This is a genomic window from Streptomyces phaeolivaceus, assembly GCF_009184865.1.
Taxonomy (GTDB): domain Bacteria; phylum Actinomycetota; class Actinomycetes; order Streptomycetales; family Streptomycetaceae; genus Streptomyces; species Streptomyces phaeolivaceus.
Window position 1 is genome coordinate 4,656,110 of record NZ_CP045096.1, and the last position, 14,473, is coordinate 4,670,582.

Here is a 14,473-nt window from a genome sequence, read left to right on the forward strand (position 1 = left end):
TCCGGCCGAATACGCATTGCCTCGCCGCGCCCGCTGCCCCTATTGTTGGCCGTATGACTGCCGGGTCGGCCATGGGCCGTGAGCGGATCGGTTACCCGGCCTCCGAGTGAGGCCGGGGCGGGCCAGGAGCCCGCCTGCCACCGAGGTTCCGCGCACCGAACACCGTTCTCTTCATTCCGAGTTCTTCGAGTTCTTCGAGTTCTCTGAGCCCTCTGAGCCCTCTGAGCCCTCTGAGTTGTCCATCGCTCCGAGTTCTCCGAGCGCTTCGGATTCCTTCGGTGTTCCTTTGGGTGTTCCTTCAGGTGTTTCTTTCACCTCACACGCGTTGAGCCCTTCCTTCGCTCACCCCTGCCCGAATTCAGCGGCAAATCATGTCGCCAGCCTGGAAAGCAGAGAATGCCCAACCCCTTCAACCAGCAAGTCATCGACGAATTCCGCGCCCGGCACGGCGAGGTCGGCGGATATTTCGAGGGCGCTCGTCTGATCCTCCTGACCACCACCGGCGCCCGTACCGGCAACCGGCACACCACTCCCCTCGGCTACCTCCCCGACGGCGACGGCACGATCCTGGTCATCGCCTCGGCCGGAGGGTCACCGAAGCACCCGGACTGGTACCGGAACATCACCGCCGACCCCCATGTCACCGTGGAGACCGGGGCCTTCACCTACGACGCCGAGGCCGTCGTCCTGGACGCCGGGGAACGGGACCGGGCGTTCGCGCGGGCGGTCGAGAGCGAGCCGGGATGGGCCGAGTACCAGGCGAAGACGGACCGTACGATCCCGGTCGTCGCCCTGCGGGAGATCCCCGTGGCCGGTCCGCCGAACGTCAACGCCGATTCCATGGGCGAGGGCCTCAAGGTCGTCCATGACGCCTTCCGCCGCGAACTCGCTCTGATCAAGAAGGAGTTGATCGCGAGCGGCGGCAAGGCCGACCTCGGCGCCCAGCTCCGCGTCAACTGCCTCACCTTCTGCCAGGGCCTCCACAACCACCACACCGGCGAGGACATGGGCCTGTTCCCCTTCCTCGGCGAGCGCCACCCCGAGCTGGCCCCGACCCTCGCCCGCCTCGACGAGGAGCATCAGCGCATCGCCGCGCTCGTCGCGGACCTGCGCCGGGTCGTGACCGCCGAGAACGCCGACCCCGACGCCGTACTCCCCGAGGTGGAGCGCCTCATCGCCGCGCTCGAAGCCCATCTCGCCTACGAGGAGGAGCAGTTGATCCCGACGCTGGACGCGGCGACGCGCCCCGAGGGGTGGACGGCGGAGCCGGAGAGCGAGCCCGCGGTTCCGTAGGCAAGCAAAGGCAAGACCGTAGGAGTGAGCGAGGGGGCCAGGGGGCCAGGGGGCCAGGGGGCGCGAACGGTCTGCGTGGCGGTGTATGTCGTCGACCGGTGAGCGGCGTACGAGCCCCCTGGGGGGAGGGAGAACGGGCTCGTGTGCCGCCGCTCACCGGCGCCCGCTCACCGTAGCCACGGGCCCGATCACCGAGGTGCCGGTACGGTCATGACTCCGCCGCCGTCCGGTAACACGGCCCGTGCCCTTCCCTGCGGGCTCACCACGGCAACGGGCGCGCGTGCACGACGTCCAGTCGCGACACCGCGCGGGTGAGCGCGACGTACAGCCGGTGCAGCCCGCGCCCCTCCGCCGCCACGATCGCGGCCGGCTCGACGACCACGACATGGTCGTACTCAAGTCCCTTCGCCACGCCCGCGCCCAACACCGTCACCCGCGCCCCGAGTTCACCCGGGCCCCCGCCCGTAGCGATCGCGGACGCGACCCCGCCCTCGGAGAGAGCGCCCCGCAGCCGTTCGACATCCGGTCCATCGGCCGCGATGACCCCGATAGACCCCTCATGAGCGAGCGCGTCCGCCACGGCGGAGACCACCTCACCGGCCACGGCCTCAGCAACGACCCCCTCCTCCTCCTCCTCGGCGTCGCCCCCGCCCTCTCCCTCTCCCTCCACCCTCCTGATCCTCAACTCCCCATCGCTCCGCAGAGACCGGGCGGCGGGCACATCCACGCCCAGGCGCCCCAGCAACCCGTTCGCCAGCGCCACGACGGCGCGCGGCACCCGGAAGCCGATGGTCAGGGGGACGATGTGCGCGTCGGGTTTGCCCAGGTGGGCGAGGAGTGTGGGCCAGTCGCGGGCGGCCCAGGGCGTCGTGCCCTGGGCGAGGTCGCCGAGGACGGTCACCGAGCCGTAGGCCGCCCGGCGGGCGATCGCGCGGCACTCCATCGGGGAGAGGTCCTGGGCCTCGTCGACGACGACATGGCCGTAGCCGTCGGGGTGGGCGAGGAGCCCCGCGACCTCGTCGAGCAGGACGAGGTCGGCGGCCGACCAGCGGGCCGACCGCCAGGTCCGCGGCGGCTTCGCCCAGCCGACCGCCTTCCGCTCGTCCGCGTCGAGGAGCCCCTCCGCCGCGCCGGCCAGCGCGTCCGGGTCCGAGAGCAGCCGCGCCACCACCTCCTCCGGCCGGACCTTCGGCCATACGGCGTCGATGTACGCGCCGACCGGCCGTGACCGCGAGATCCGGTACAGCCACGCGTTCGGGCGCGGCCCGGCCCGCCGCTCCGCCTGCTCCCGCAGCAGCCCCACCACCCGCGCCCGGACCCGCTCGCGCCCTGTGTCGTACGGCAGTTCCCGCGCCCGTACGTCCGCCACGATCCGCCGCAGCTGGTCCCCGGAGACCCGCCAGCGGTACGAACCCTCCGCCAGGACAAGGGAGTCGAACCGCTCCCCGGGCATCTGCTCCCCGGGCAGCCGCTCCCCGGGCCCGCCGTCGCCCGCGACCCCGGCGTACAGGGCCCGGCGCAGCACCTCCGCCATGCGGGCGTCGTGCTTCACCACCGCCGCCCGCTCGTCGTCCTCCCCCGTGACCGGATGCCGGGCGATCTCGTCCGTGACCGTCGACTGGCGTACGCCCGTCTCGCCCAGCGCGGGCAGGACCTCCGCGATGTAGGAGAGGAAGGTGCGGTTCGGGCCGAGGATCAGCAGGCCGCCGCGGCGGATGCGGTGGGGGTGGGTGTAGAGGAGGTACGCGGCGCGGTGCAGGCCGACGGCCGTCTTGCCGGTGCCGGGGGCGCCCTGCACACAGACGGAGGTGGTGAGGTCCGCCCGGACCAGGTCGTCCTGCTCGGGCTGGATGGTGGCGGCGATGTCCCGCATGGGGCCGAGCCGGGGACGCTCGATCTCGGCGGCGAGAAGGCCCCCGGGGCGGGCCGCGCCCCGGCCGCCCTCCCCGCCGACCTCCTCCCCGCCACCCTCCCCGCCACCCTCCCCATCGACCTCCCCCTCGACCTCCCCCTCGCCCGCCCTCTCCTCCGAGCCGTCGCGGCGCTCCAGGTGCTCGTCCTCCAGCCCTGTGAGGTCGGCCGAGTCGCCCCGGCTTCCCGGTGCCCAGCCGAAGCGACGCCGGACGGCGACACCCCGGGGATCGCGGGAACTCGCCTGGTAGAAGGCGCGCGACACCGGTGCCCGCCAGTCCACGACGAGCGGCGGCACGGTCGGATCCTCGCTGATCCGCAGCCGCCCGAGGTGATAGCTCTGCCCGGCGTGGTCGCTCCGCGTCTCGGCGGCGAAGTCGAGCCGACCGAAGAACAGCGGCCCCTCCGGCAGCTCCCGCATCTCCTTGGCACGGCTGCGCAGCCGGTATCCGAGCACCTCGGCGTCGGCGCCCGAGGCGGAGACGTCCTCCCCCACGACGACCTGCTCCCCCGCCCCTTCGACCATCGCGGCGAGGGCGGCCCGGCAGGTGTCGTGGTGCGCGCGTTCATGGGCGAGGGCGTCCCGGAGGGCGGGGTCCGCGGCGGGTTCGAGAGACGTCATTCCACCGAGCGTACCGAAATAACGTAACCAAGTTAAATTTTTTACCGAGAATCACTCGTTCGTGAGCGGCAGCGCCCCCTCCAGCCGCCCGAACACCCGCTCGGCCGCGGCCACGGCGTCCCGCTCGACCTCCTCCACCGGCTCCCCCCGCTCGACCCGCCGCCGGTTCTCCTCCGCGAGCACCCGCCGTACGGCCACGATCTGCGCGGCGGCGACCCGCGCGTCGAGTCCGCCGCCGAGCACCTCGGTGAGCGCGGCCTCGGCCCGCTCCAGATGGCCGTACGCCCGCGCGACCAGCGACGGCGTCCTGTAGAGCAGCCGGTGGAACGCGAGCACCTGCGGATGGTCGTTCAGCCCGGTCACCGGGTCCCGCCGGGCCAGCCCCGCCAGAAAGTGCGCCCGTACGGCCCCGACCACCGACTCCCCCTCCGCCCGCCCCGCGACCACCCGCGCCGTCTCGTCCTCGTGGTCGGCGATGCGGTGGAGGACGAGGTCCTCCTTGGCGGGGAAGTAGCGGAAGAGCGTCGGCTTGGAGATCTCCGCCGCCGCGGCCACCTCGGCCACGGACACCGCGTCGAACCCCTTCTCCAAGAACAGCCGGATCGCGACCTCCGACACGTTCTCGTACATCCGCCGCTTCTTGCGCTCCCGCAGGCCGGTCTCACTCATGCGATCGAGCGTAAGCGGCCCCGGGTCCGGCGGACGGCCGACGGCCGACGGCCGACAGCGGAGGGCGGAGGGCGAGGGCGGAGGGCGGAGGGCGAGGGCGGAGGGCGAGGGCGGAGGGCGGAGGGCGAGGGCGGAGGGCGAGGGCGGAGGGCGAGGGCGGAGGGCCGCCGACAGCCGACAGCGGCTACGGCACGGCCAGGGCCTGTCGTTTGGATCACGCCTGGGCCGCGGGGCTTGGCACACACACTCCCCCACTGCCTCAAGGGCGTGGGGGACCCCCAGCCGCACGCACCAAGCCCCGCTCACCGGCGGTCACCAGGCACCGTGGCCCGAAGCCGGCGTGATCCGAACGACAGGCCCTAGACGCGTTCCCGTCGCCGTCGCCCTCGCCCTCGCCGCGCGGCGGCCGGACGCGGCCACAGCCAGCGGGCGAGCGCGGACTCGATCACCGACACACTCGGCACCTTCTCCACGCCCAGGGACCGCGCGCCCCTGCTCAGCACGTCCCAGACCGTCCAGGTCGCCCGGCGCAGCAGGTCGCGGTCCACCCTCGGCGCCAGGCGCAGGGACTGCGAGGTACGGATGACGTCGGTGAACACCGACTGCGCCTTCTTGTAGTCCAGCAGCTTCGGCAGGTCCTCCCGCCAGCCGCGCGAACTCCCCGGCCGGACGCTCTCGGCGAGCGCGCACCAGCGTTCCGTCATCCGCCGTTCCTGTTCCAGCGGGTAGTGCATCAGGTAGAGGTGGGTGGCGAGGTCGTAGAGGGGGTCGCCGAACATCGCCAGTTCCCAGTCGATGGCCCAGAGGCGGCGCTCGTGGTCGACGATGAGGTTCTCGCGGTGGAGGTCGGCGTGGAGGAGGCAGAAGGGGCGCTCCCGCAGGCCTGCCACATGTTTTCTGAGCTGGTTGAACGAGTCGGGGTCGAGCCTCAGATCCGCGAACAGGGCCCCGTACTCAGGGAGGTTGTCGCCGTAGACGCGCTCCTCGGTGAAGCAGATCAGCCGGTCGAGGAATCCCGCGCTGTCGTCGTCCGGCGCGCGGTCCCGTTGATCGCACCTCCGTTTCACCAGAAGGGACCGGGGTCGGACGGCGACCAGTTGCCGGAAGAGGCCGAGGATCTGCTCGAACTCCCGCTCCGGGACGGCCGTGCCGGACGCGTGCAGCGCCCCGAGCGTGTCGCCCTCGATGAACCGCTGGAGGACGGTGCCCTCGACCTCGATGAGATCGGGGATGTTGTCGATGCGCCCGCGCAGTTCGGTGAGAAGGCGTTCTTCCGAGTCGAAGCAGCGGCGGTCGAACCACAGCAGGCTCTCGCGCGGCTCGCGGCACTTCCAGCGTCCGCCCTCGGCGACGCTGGCCTCGGCCGGCAGCCGGAAGACATAGGTCTCGTGGTGGTAGCCGCTGAGCGGTCCCTCCACCTCGTCCGGGGCGGCGCTCATCTCACCGGCGCGGCGCCGCCCCATGGACTCCGATTCAGCTGGCATTGCCCGTTCTCTCGCCGTGGTCGCACCAGTGGTGAAATCAAGAAGTGGAGGCACGTTACTCCTCCATGGGCGAGCATCGTGCCAGAAGCGATTCATTCGCAGGTGCCGGTCCACCGGTTGAACGCTCACGCGCCCCAACCCGTACAGACACGCATTCGAGCGACTGCCCGAAGACACCTCGTCCCCGCGACGGGTGGCCCCCTGAACCACACTGACCACGATGACAGCGAAGAACCCCACGCTCGACGAGACGGACGAGACGGACGGTACGCACGGGACGGACGACTCCGGCGAGACGGCGGAGACGACCGAACCGCTGCGGCTGCGGCGGCTCCTCGACACGGCCCGAACCGTTCTCCTCGACTTCGACGGCCCCGTCTGCGACCTGTTCGGCGGACGGTCGACACGGCCCGCCGCCCTGGAGATCAAGGCCATGGCCCGGCGGAAGTGGAATACGCTCGACCCCGCCGTCGAGGCCTGCGACGACTCGCACGGCATCCTGCACCCGCTCAGGGACATGCTGGACCGAAAGCGGGACGCCGGCCTCGACCCGGCCGTCCTGCGCGAGGCGAACGACATCGTCACGCGCTACGAGTACGAGTGCGCGGGTTCCGCCGAGCCGGCACCGGGAATCCAGTCGCTGCTGGACTCCCTGCTCGGCCGGGGGAAGCGGCTGGCGATCGTGACGAACAACGCCGAAGGACCCGTACGGAGGTTCCTCGAACTTCACGGGATGTCCCGGAAGTTCGAGGCGGTCTGCGGCCGTGATCCGGGTGAGCCCCGCCGTATGAAGCCCGACCCGGCGTCGGTCCACCGGGCCCTGCGCGCCCTGAGCCCTACGAGCCCGGCCCACGCCGTCATGATCGGCGACCAGCTCACCGACCTCCGGGCGGCCGTGTCCGCCGGGGTCGGGTTCCTCGGGTACTCCACGGAACCCGAGCGGGCTCGGCTGCTGCGGTGCGCGGGCGCGCACGGCGTGGTCGCCTCGCACGCCCGGCTCGTCACGGCGTGCGCCCCGCCGCAGGTCAGTCGCTCTCGTCCGTGAGCAGGTTCCAGACCGAGTCGAACCAGGCCTGCGCGGCGTCCACGAAGTCGGGTCCCTGGGACGGTGGTTCGGCGTCCTTGACGTGGTGGGTCAGAGTGGCGCCCAGGCCGAGTACGTCGCGGGCCTCGATCTCCTCGTCGCCGACCGAGATCATGCGCTCGACCACCGTGTAGAAGCCGTGCAGCGCCTCGGTCCGGTTGAGCAGATACACCTTGAAGGTCGGGGTGAGCGGCGCGTACCGGGTCTCGACGTCGACCTGCGGGACGAACCCGCCCCGCTGGAGATCTTCCAGCGCCTCGCGCAGCGACGCCTCGTTCACCCTGGTGATCCCGCGAAGGCGTTCCTGCGGCCGGGTGTCGTTCCGGCGCCCTCTGACCGTCGGGTACGGCAGTGGTGTCGACTCCTGGGGCAGCAGCATGCGCAGCGCGATGCGCTCGGGCGCGATCGCCCCTTCCCTGATCCGTTCCGCCTGGAGCCAGATGTGCGTGCTCAGGGACTCCGACGTCAACGTGTGGATGTCCAGGAGCACTTCGGGCCGGGCGAAGGCGTCGTCGAAGAACGAGCGCAGGGTCACCCTGCCCGCCGCCGGGTGCCGTGTCCGCCGGACTCCCAGCACCCGGGTCCCGCTCCCCTGCCGGGACTCGACCCAGCCCTCCTCGCGCAACCTGGTCAGGACCTTCTGGACGGTGTCACGGGAGACGCCGAGCCTGTCGGCCAGTTTCCGTTGCGCGGGAAGGGAGGCGCCCACCGGGTAGGTGCCGTCCTCCATCCCGGTCCGCAGCGCTTCCAACGCCAGCTCGAACTTGCTGCCGCCCTCACCGGTCCGCGTATCGCCCACCTCTCGACCGTACCGCTCCCCGTCGACAGGCAAACCGGTTCCGGTCAACAAGCGTTCCAATTGGACCGGTTGTTAAGGGATCAGCCCAATCGGGAATACCAATCACAGGTCAATAGCCGACCAATTGGACTGGCCGACGGGGCAGTCGGCGGAACGGGGTGGAGAACATGGTCGTATGGGAAGTGGTGGTGGCGGCGTTCCGGTTCGCCGCGGCCCACCTGGTCGGACAGACCCTCGGCCCCATCGGGCTCTTACTCCTGGTCGTCGTGGGCACGGCCCTGCGGATCGGCCAGGTGCGGCTGGCCTGGTGGACGGCCCTCCTCTTCCTCCTCCTGATGATGCAGGCCTGATCCGGGCCTGCATCGGGCCTGATCCGGGCCTGCTTCGGGCCTGCCGATCGTTCAGTCAGGCCTGGTCGGGGAGTTGGGTCCGGAGCACGTCCAGTACGGGCTTCAGGGAGTTCACGGTGTGCGGGAGTTGGACGCCCGCGTCCAGGAGGGCCTTGAGTTTGTGTTCGTTACGCGCGTAGCCGAGGAAGGGGACGCCGGCCTCGCGGGCCGCCTCGAAGTCGGTGGGGGCGTCGCCGAGCATCAGGGCGCGCGCGGAGTCGGCGCCCATCGCGTTGAGGGCCTGGCGCAGGGTGTGGGGGTGCGGCTTCATCCGGTCGAGGTCGCGGGTGCGGCCGTAGATGTAGGGGAAGCAGTCGGTGAGGCCGCGGGTCTCGATGTAACGGGCCGCCGCGAGCGCGGAGTTGTTGGTGGTGATGGCGAACCTGGCCCGCCGTGACCAGGTCCGGATCAGCGGATCGGCCCAACTCGTGGGGTACGCCTTAGGCGCGGCGGTCAGCTCCTGCTGGGTGAGCCACTCCTCCACGTCGGTGATCAGGTCGCTGCTCGGATGGCGCCGGCCCAGCCCGAGGAGGACGACCTGGGGGTCGGCCGTACTCCGTTCCCGCTCCGTCAGCAGGCCGCCCAGTCCGCGTCTTTCGATCAACGCCACGAGATCGCGGGCCACTTGGTGCGCGGGATGCCCGGAGAACAGTCGGCAGATCGGCCCGTCCAGGTCCCAGAGCACGAAGCGGACGGGAGTGATCAGTTCTCGCAGTTCTCGAAGGGACTCTGTCTCTGCTGTCACCGGTTCAGTCTGCGCCGTGTTCCGCGCCTCGTTCTGCGCCGTGTTCCGCGCCTCGTTCTGCGCCGTGTTCCGCGCCTCGTTCTGCGCCGTGTTCCGCGCCGTATCAGAAGTCACTAGGAGAGTGTCAGGTCCGTCGTGATGGTTTCCCAGAGGGCGTTGAACCATTGCTGGGACTGATCCACGAAGGCGGCGTCACGAAGACCGGTCTCCTTCTCGAAGGAGAAGAGGAGGGACTGGGTGCCGAAGGCGTCGTACATCTCCAGCGGGCCGTTCTCCATCTGCTCCTCGCGCTTCATCAGCATGTAGTACGCGATCAGCGCCTCCTGGCCGTTGAGGAGGTAGAGCTTGACGGGCGGGGTGAACGGCAGCGCCCTGAAGGTCACCCGGACGTCGAGCTGATGGGAGGTGCGCAGGGCCAGCAGATTGTGGCGCAGGACGCGGATCTGGGCGTTGCGCTGGTCGAGCCAGCGCTTGTGGACCGGGTCCTCCTCGTCGTCCTCGCCGCGCGCCGCCACCGGGACCGGGAACGCCAGGTTGATCTTCCGGGAGGGGAGCAGGATCCGGACGTCGATCGACTCCGGACGGACCGTTCCCTCATGGATACGGCGGACCGGTTCGCCGAGGGCCATCATCAGGGTCTCGGCGGTGAGGCAGGCCGCGTCCACCCGGACGTGCGGCTGGGAGAAGGCCTCGGCGAGGCGGGGGCCGAGGCCCACCATCGTCGGCTGCGGCTCATGGCCCGCGGTGTGCCCGGCCTCGGCGACCCGGGGCGGACTGCCCTTGCTCACGTTGCTCAGCAGCCCGTCCTCCTGGAGCGCGCGCAGCGCCTGCCGGACCGTGCCGCGCTCCACGCCGAACTCCTCCGCGAGTTCGGCCTGGGTGGGCAGGCGCTCGCCGGGGCGGAGGTCGCCGCCGCGGATGCGGTCCCGCAGGGTCGCGGCGATCTCCTGGGACGAGAGCTTTCTGCTGCCGTTCACTGCAACGTTCTCCTGGGTCACGACCAAACGCTACAACTCTCACCCATCTTTGGGGAGTTCACGGAAAGGTGGTTATGAACATAGACCAAGAGGGAACCATTTAAACGAAGTTGGCTGCCAACTTGGCGAAGTTGGCGAAAGTTCCACCCCGCACCGGCCCCACCACCCAGCCCCCTCGGAGGAGGTACCACCATGCCCGCTGTCCTCGCCCTCGCCCCCGCCCTCGCCGTCGTCGCCCTCCAGCGATTCGTCGAGTGGCGCTACGGCACCATGGGAATCGTCGGCCTGCTGCTCCTCACCGTCGGGCTGAAGGCGAACAACCACACGTGCAGCTCGATCGGCGCGGTCATCCTCGCATTGATGTTCGCCGGCCCGGCGATGTGACGGCCGACAGCCGATACGACGGCCGACAGCCGGACGACGACCGTCAGCTTCAGCTGGTGAGCAGCAGGTCCGAACTGATCGTCTCCCAGAGCGCGTTGAACCACAGCCCGGACTGCTCGACGAACGTCGTGTCCCGTGGCGCGGCCACCGCGCTCCGCTCGAACGCGAACAGCGTGGACTGGGTGCCCTCGGCGTCGTACATCTCCAGCTGCTCACTGTCCACCTCGGCCGCCCTCCGCTGGACCGTGTAGTACGCGAACAGCGCCTCCCGGCCGTTGAGCAGATAGAGCTTCACCGGCGGGGTGAAGGGCAGCGCCCGGAAGGAGACATGGACGTCCACGCCGTGCGTGGAACGCAACGCCAGCAGGTTGTGCTTCAGCACCTGCCCCTGGGCGTTGCGCTGGGCGAGCCAGCGGCGCTGCACCCGGCCGTCGACCGAGGCGTCGTCCAGGGTGTCGACCGGGGTCGGGAAGGCGAGCGGGATGTCACGGCTGGGCAGCATCACCCGGACATCGACCCTGGCCGGTTTTATACGCCCCGCGTGAATCTCGCGCAACGGCTCACCCACGGCGAGCGTGAGGGACACGGAGGTCAGACAGAGGGCGTCGATCCTCACCTGCGGGGCCGCGAAGGCGGCGGATATACGCGGGGCCAGCTCCACCATCGTGGGCCGCGGCGCCGCTCCCGGGCCGCCCACGGCCGACGCTCCCTGGCGTGCGGCGACCGTCGCGGGGCTGCCCTTGGAAACGTTGGTGAGCAGGTGCTCCGACTGCAGGATGCGCAAGGCCTGCCGGACGGCCCCGCGCTCCACGCCGAACTCGTCGGCCAGCTTCGCCTGGGTGGGCATGCGCTGCCCCGGTCGCAGCTCGCCGGACCTGATCCGGCCGCGCAACACGTCGGCCACCTCGTGATGTGACCTCTGGGGCCGCTGTGACGACTTCCGCCCATCGACGGCCGTGCGTTCCCGCTCCACGAACAAACACTACAACTTCTCGCCATCTTTGGGCAGTTCGTGGGAAGGTGGTTATGAGACGACTCCAAGCGGAGATAAGTAAGGTGGAGTTGGTCACCAACTTTTGCAACATGGTCAAACTTTCAGCTGGTTGGTGACCCTGGCACATGCCACCCTGACCGACCGTTCGTCCTCCCCTCCGGAGGGGAGCCGGGAGTCCGACCGGTCCGCACAGCCACAACTGAATGGTTCAGCCACAACTGAATGCGCAGCCACAACCACAACTGAACAGCAACGACTACAGCTACAGCTACAGCTACAGCTACAGCTACAGCTACGGATACCCGCACCCACCAGGACAGGAAAGGTCCCCAGGAGAAGTCTCAGAAGATGTCCGGGCACCAAGGGCGCCTGGACGTCCGCAGCAGGGCGTCGGCCATCGCGGCGGCGCCCTTCCGCTGTTCCCGCACCCGGCCGAGCGCGGCGAGCCGTACCGCCGACTCGTCGCCCAGCCACAGCGCCGCCAGGTCCGCGGCCTCCAGCACGAGGTCCCCGTCCTGGCCCGTCGCCGCGCAACTCGCCCCGTCCGGGCCCGCGTCCAGCCGATAGCGCCCGTCCGCGAACCCTCCCCGGTCCACGACCTCCAGCACCAGCGAGCCCGTTCCCGCGTACGTACGGGCCTCCAGCGCCCGTACGACGTCGAGGATCCGCACCCACAGCCAGTCCGCGTGGGTGGTGACGCTCACGGCGCGCGGGTCGGGGAAGAAGTGCGGGAGAAGGTCGTCGGGGGCCCGCCAGCCCGACTTGACCTTGGTGATCCAGTCGATCGAACAGAGGTAGTGCCACAGGGCGCGCTCGGCGGCGGGGGTACTGGTGATCAGCCAGTTGACCTCGGCCGTGTTCTGCGGCTGCTTCATCTGCCAGGTGTCGTCCGCCTCGTACGAGACCAGGCCCTCGACCTCGCCGGACGCCGAGCGGTACACCGCGTAGAACGGCTCGGTCCAGGGGCCGTGGACGCGCAGATCACCGGTGTTGATCCGCCACCAGCGCTCGTCGCGGCTCACCGCGCCGGGCTGCGCGGCGCGCAGGCGGTCGTGGAGGGCGGGGCCGAGGGCGCGTACGGCCGCGCCGTCGACGAGGTCGACCCGGCCGCCGTCCGCCGGGCCGGACCAGCGGGGGTCCAGGCCGCTGCGGGGTACGTCCACGGTCCACTCGGTGGTCCAGGTGGCCGGGCCGAAGCCGTAGCGGCCGTAGATCGGGTACTCGGCGGCGATCAGGGTGGCGACGACGTCGCCCCGGTCCTTCGCGGCGGTGAGGTCCTCGGCCATCATCCGGGTGAGCAGGCCCCGGCGGCGGTGGGTGGGGCTGACCATGACGTTCGAGATGGCGTCGGCGGGGACGGATCGGCCGCCGACGGCCGTCAGCTCCTGGGGGAACGAACGGAAGGTCGCGACCGGGTGGGGCGTGGGGGTGGTGGGGTCGAACGCGGCGAGGGTGCGGGGTGGGTCTATGTGGGCGGTGCGGTCCTTGAGCTCCTGTTCGGTCAGGGGCTCCGTGGCGCGGAGGAAGCCGGTGTTCAGCGCGGTGAGCCAGGCCGGGATCTCGTCCTCGGTGACGGAGCGTACGGCTATGTCCTGTATGTCTCGGGAGGGGCTCATAAGGGTCACGCTAGGGGGGGTGCCAGCGGAGTGTCTCGCGGTTTTCTGCGGGTGGGTGGGGGCTGGTCGCGCGGTTCCCCGCGCCCCTGAAGAGCGGGGGCTGCGCCCCGTGCTCTTCGGCCCGAAAAAGCAGGGGCGCAGCCCCGCTTTTTCAGGGGCGCGGGGAACCGCGCGACCAGCCCCCACCGGAGCCGCACCCGACAACGCACCCTCACATCAGCAGATCATCCACCTGAGCCTCACCCTCCCGATACCGCCGCGCGATCTCCGCGCTGCAGTCGTCGGCGGTGCGCTGGAGGTGCTGGCGGCGGCCGGAGATCTGCTGCTCGTGGTGGACGAGACGGGCGAGACCGGCGGTGAGCTCGTCGTCGGTGCGGGCTTCGAGGTCGGAGAGTTCCACCTCGTCCAGCATCTCGGCGGCCAGCCGCCGGTGCTCCTCCCCGTGCGGCGTGCCCACGGTGACATGCCGGGCCGACGAACGGTGCCGGGCCGGGGCGTCCGTGAGAATCGCCGAGAGCCGGTCGACGAGCGCCGAGGGCTCTCCCGGGGCCCCGGGGTCCGCCGCACCGCCCCGGCGGGCCAGCTCGGCGCGCAGGATGTCGATACGGCCCTGGAGCAGCCGCCGCAGATAACTGAGGTCGGCCTCGTCCCGCTGGGCGTCCCGGCGCAGGGTGCGCAGTTCGGGCAGCCGCAGCCGGGACAGATCGTGCTCGGCCCGGTCCGGCGGCGGCAGTGGTCCGCTGTCCGTCCGCTGGACCGGTGGCCGGCGGACGCCGGGGCCGGGCCCCGGGGTCGTACGGTCAAACGTCGCAGTCCCCGGGGGCTGCCCGGTACTCGATGTGCTCATGCGCCTCAACCGTCCCCTCGACCGGTGTGTGTGAGCATGGTGCCACTCCCGGTAGTCCCTATGTGACCGAGTCCCCGCGATCCACCCCAGATGGTCCAGATGGGCGGTAATGGATCAATGAGAAAGACCGGGCAAACCGCCTTTCAAACCCTGGTGATCACAAACCCCCCGTAAGAGGGACCCGGTCACGTACGGCGATGGACGGCGGCGGCATGATGGTCGGTATGCGTGCGGTGGTGCAGAGAGTCGACGGTGCGAGCGTCGTCGTGGACGGTGAGACGGTCGGGGCGATCGAGGGCGAGGGGCTGTGCGTCCTGGTGGGGGTGACGCACGACGACACCAAGGAGAAGGCGGCGCAACTGGCGCGCAAGCTGTGGTCCGTGCGGATGCTGCACGACGAGCGGTCGTGCAGCGACGTGGACGCCCCGCTGCTGGTGATCAGCCAGTTCACCCTGTACGGCGACGCCCGCAAGGGCCGCCGCCCGACCTGGAACGCGGCGGCCCCCGGGGACGTGGCCGAACCCCTGGTCGAGGAGGTCGTCGCCCAGCTGCGCTCCCTGGGCGCGACGGTGGCCACGGGCCGCTTCGGCGCGTCGATGCGGGTCTCCCTGACGAACGACGGCCCGTTCACGGTGCTGCTGGAGATGTAGCACCGCCGG

The 14,473-nt window shown here is 70.6% G+C and carries 14 protein-coding genes; 5 read left to right on the forward strand and 9 right to left on the reverse strand.

Going from position 1 to position 14,473, the window contains the following annotated elements; genetic code table 11:
• Positions 1-396: 396 nt before the first annotated feature.
• The gene (locus F9278_RS21820) at positions 397-1,293 is read left to right on the forward strand and encodes a nitroreductase/quinone reductase family protein (RefSeq protein ID WP_152169851.1); all 897 of its coding nucleotides are present in this window, start codon (positions 397-399) and stop codon (positions 1,291-1,293) included.
• Between the two features lie 259 nt (positions 1,294-1,552).
• Here the strand turns inward: F9278_RS21820 and F9278_RS21825 are convergent, their stop codons facing one another.
• From F9278_RS21825 to F9278_RS21835, 3 genes are all read right to left on the reverse strand, one after another.
• On the reverse strand, positions 1,553-3,826 hold the full coding sequence (locus F9278_RS21825) for a HelD family protein (protein ID WP_152169852.1): 2,274 nt from the start codon (positions 3,824-3,826) through the stop codon (positions 1,553-1,555).
• Between the two features lie 51 nt (positions 3,827-3,877).
• A complete protein-coding gene (locus F9278_RS21830; protein ID WP_152169853.1) occupies positions 3,878-4,495 on the reverse strand; it encodes a TetR family transcriptional regulator in 618 nt (205 codons plus the stop codon).
• Between the two features lie 359 nt (positions 4,496-4,854).
• Complete coding sequence (locus F9278_RS21835; RefSeq protein WP_152169854.1) at positions 4,855-5,979, reverse strand: aminoglycoside phosphotransferase family protein; 1,125 nt, start codon at positions 5,977-5,979, stop codon at positions 4,855-4,857.
• Between the two features lie 220 nt (positions 5,980-6,199).
• On the opposite strand from F9278_RS21835, the gene F9278_RS21840 reads away from it, so the two are divergent.
• A complete protein-coding gene (locus tag F9278_RS21840) occupies positions 6,200-7,024 on the forward strand; it encodes an HAD family hydrolase (protein WP_152169855.1) in 825 nt (274 codons plus the stop codon).
• Here the strand turns inward: F9278_RS21840 and F9278_RS21845 are convergent.
• Positions 7,005-7,862 carry a GntR family transcriptional regulator gene (locus F9278_RS21845; RefSeq protein WP_152169856.1) on the reverse strand — a complete coding sequence of 286 codons (858 nt, stop codon included), beginning with the start codon at positions 7,860-7,862 and terminating at the stop codon, positions 7,005-7,007. The genes F9278_RS21840 and F9278_RS21845 overlap by 20 nt on opposite strands.
• A 167-nt stretch (positions 7,863-8,029) precedes the next feature.
• Between F9278_RS21845 and F9278_RS21850 the strand changes: the two genes are divergently transcribed.
• Positions 8,030-8,212: a hypothetical protein gene (locus F9278_RS21850; RefSeq protein ID WP_152169857.1), complete on the forward strand. Its 183-nt coding sequence runs from the start codon at positions 8,030-8,032 to the stop codon at positions 8,210-8,212.
• Positions 8,213-8,267: 55 nt separating this feature from the next.
• On the opposite strand, the gene F9278_RS21855 is transcribed toward F9278_RS21850, so the two are convergent.
• Complete coding sequence (locus F9278_RS21855) at positions 8,268-8,996, reverse strand: HAD family hydrolase (protein ID WP_152169858.1); 729 nt, start codon at positions 8,994-8,996, stop codon at positions 8,268-8,270.
• 113 nt (positions 8,997-9,109) lie between these two features.
• Positions 9,110-10,000: a GntR family transcriptional regulator gene (locus tag F9278_RS21865; RefSeq protein WP_193241575.1), complete on the reverse strand. Its 891-nt coding sequence runs from the start codon at positions 9,998-10,000 to the stop codon at positions 9,110-9,112.
• A gap of 165 nt (positions 10,001-10,165) precedes the next feature.
• On the opposite strand from F9278_RS21865, the gene F9278_RS21870 reads away from it, so the two are divergent.
• The gene (locus F9278_RS21870) at positions 10,166-10,357 is read left to right on the forward strand and encodes a hypothetical protein (protein WP_152169859.1); all 192 of its coding nucleotides are present in this window, start codon (positions 10,166-10,168) and stop codon (positions 10,355-10,357) included.
• Between the two features lie 49 nt (positions 10,358-10,406).
• On the opposite strand, the gene F9278_RS21875 is transcribed toward F9278_RS21870, so the two are convergent.
• From F9278_RS21875 to F9278_RS21885, 3 genes are all read right to left on the reverse strand, one after another.
• On the reverse strand, positions 10,407-11,336 hold the full coding sequence (locus F9278_RS21875) for a winged helix-turn-helix domain-containing protein (protein WP_193241576.1): 930 nt from the start codon (positions 11,334-11,336) through the stop codon (positions 10,407-10,409).
• Between the two features lie 356 nt (positions 11,337-11,692).
• Positions 11,693-12,967, reverse strand: a complete 1,275-nt coding sequence (locus F9278_RS21880) for a GNAT family N-acetyltransferase (protein WP_152169861.1) — start codon at positions 12,965-12,967, stop codon at positions 11,693-11,695.
• 211 nt (positions 12,968-13,178) lie between these two features.
• Positions 13,179-13,814, reverse strand: coding sequence for an RsiG family protein (locus F9278_RS21885; protein ID WP_152169862.1), 636 nt, complete (start codon positions 13,812-13,814; stop codon positions 13,179-13,181).
• A 224-nt stretch (positions 13,815-14,038) separates the two neighbouring features.
• Here F9278_RS21885 and dtd point away from each other — a divergent pair, with 224 nt between their 5' ends.
• Positions 14,039-14,464 carry a D-aminoacyl-tRNA deacylase gene (gene dtd, locus F9278_RS21890; protein ID WP_152174031.1) on the forward strand — a complete coding sequence of 142 codons (426 nt, stop codon included), beginning with the start codon at positions 14,039-14,041 and terminating at the stop codon, positions 14,462-14,464.
• Positions 14,465-14,473: the final 9 nt, after the last annotated feature.

Coding starts and splice junctions, on each gene's coding strand:
- F9278_RS21850 (WP_152169857.1), top strand. CDS start 8,030: ATGGTCGTATGGGAAGTGGTGGTGGCGGCGTTCCGGTTCGCCGCGGCC.
- F9278_RS21885 (WP_152169862.1), bottom strand. CDS start 13,814: ATGAGCACATCGAGTACCGGGCAGCCCCCGGGGACTGCGACGTTTGAC.
- F9278_RS21835 (WP_152169854.1), bottom strand. CDS start 5,979: ATGCCAGCTGAATCGGAGTCCATGGGGCGGCGCCGCGCCGGTGAGATG.
- F9278_RS21830 (WP_152169853.1), bottom strand. CDS start 4,495: ATGAGTGAGACCGGCCTGCGGGAGCGCAAGAAGCGGCGGATGTACGAG.
- F9278_RS21840 (WP_152169855.1), top strand. CDS start 6,200: ATGACAGCGAAGAACCCCACGCTCGACGAGACGGACGAGACGGACGGT.
- F9278_RS21880 (WP_152169861.1), bottom strand. CDS start 12,967: ATGAGCCCCTCCCGAGACATACAGGACATAGCCGTACGCTCCGTCACC.
- F9278_RS21825 (WP_152169852.1), bottom strand. CDS start 3,826: ATGACGTCTCTCGAACCCGCCGCGGACCCCGCCCTCCGGGACGCCCTC.
- dtd (WP_152174031.1), top strand. CDS start 14,039: ATGCGTGCGGTGGTGCAGAGAGTCGACGGTGCGAGCGTCGTCGTGGAC.
- F9278_RS21870 (WP_152169859.1), top strand. CDS start 10,166: ATGCCCGCTGTCCTCGCCCTCGCCCCCGCCCTCGCCGTCGTCGCCCTC.
- F9278_RS21820 (WP_152169851.1), top strand. CDS start 397: ATGCCCAACCCCTTCAACCAGCAAGTCATCGACGAATTCCGCGCCCGG.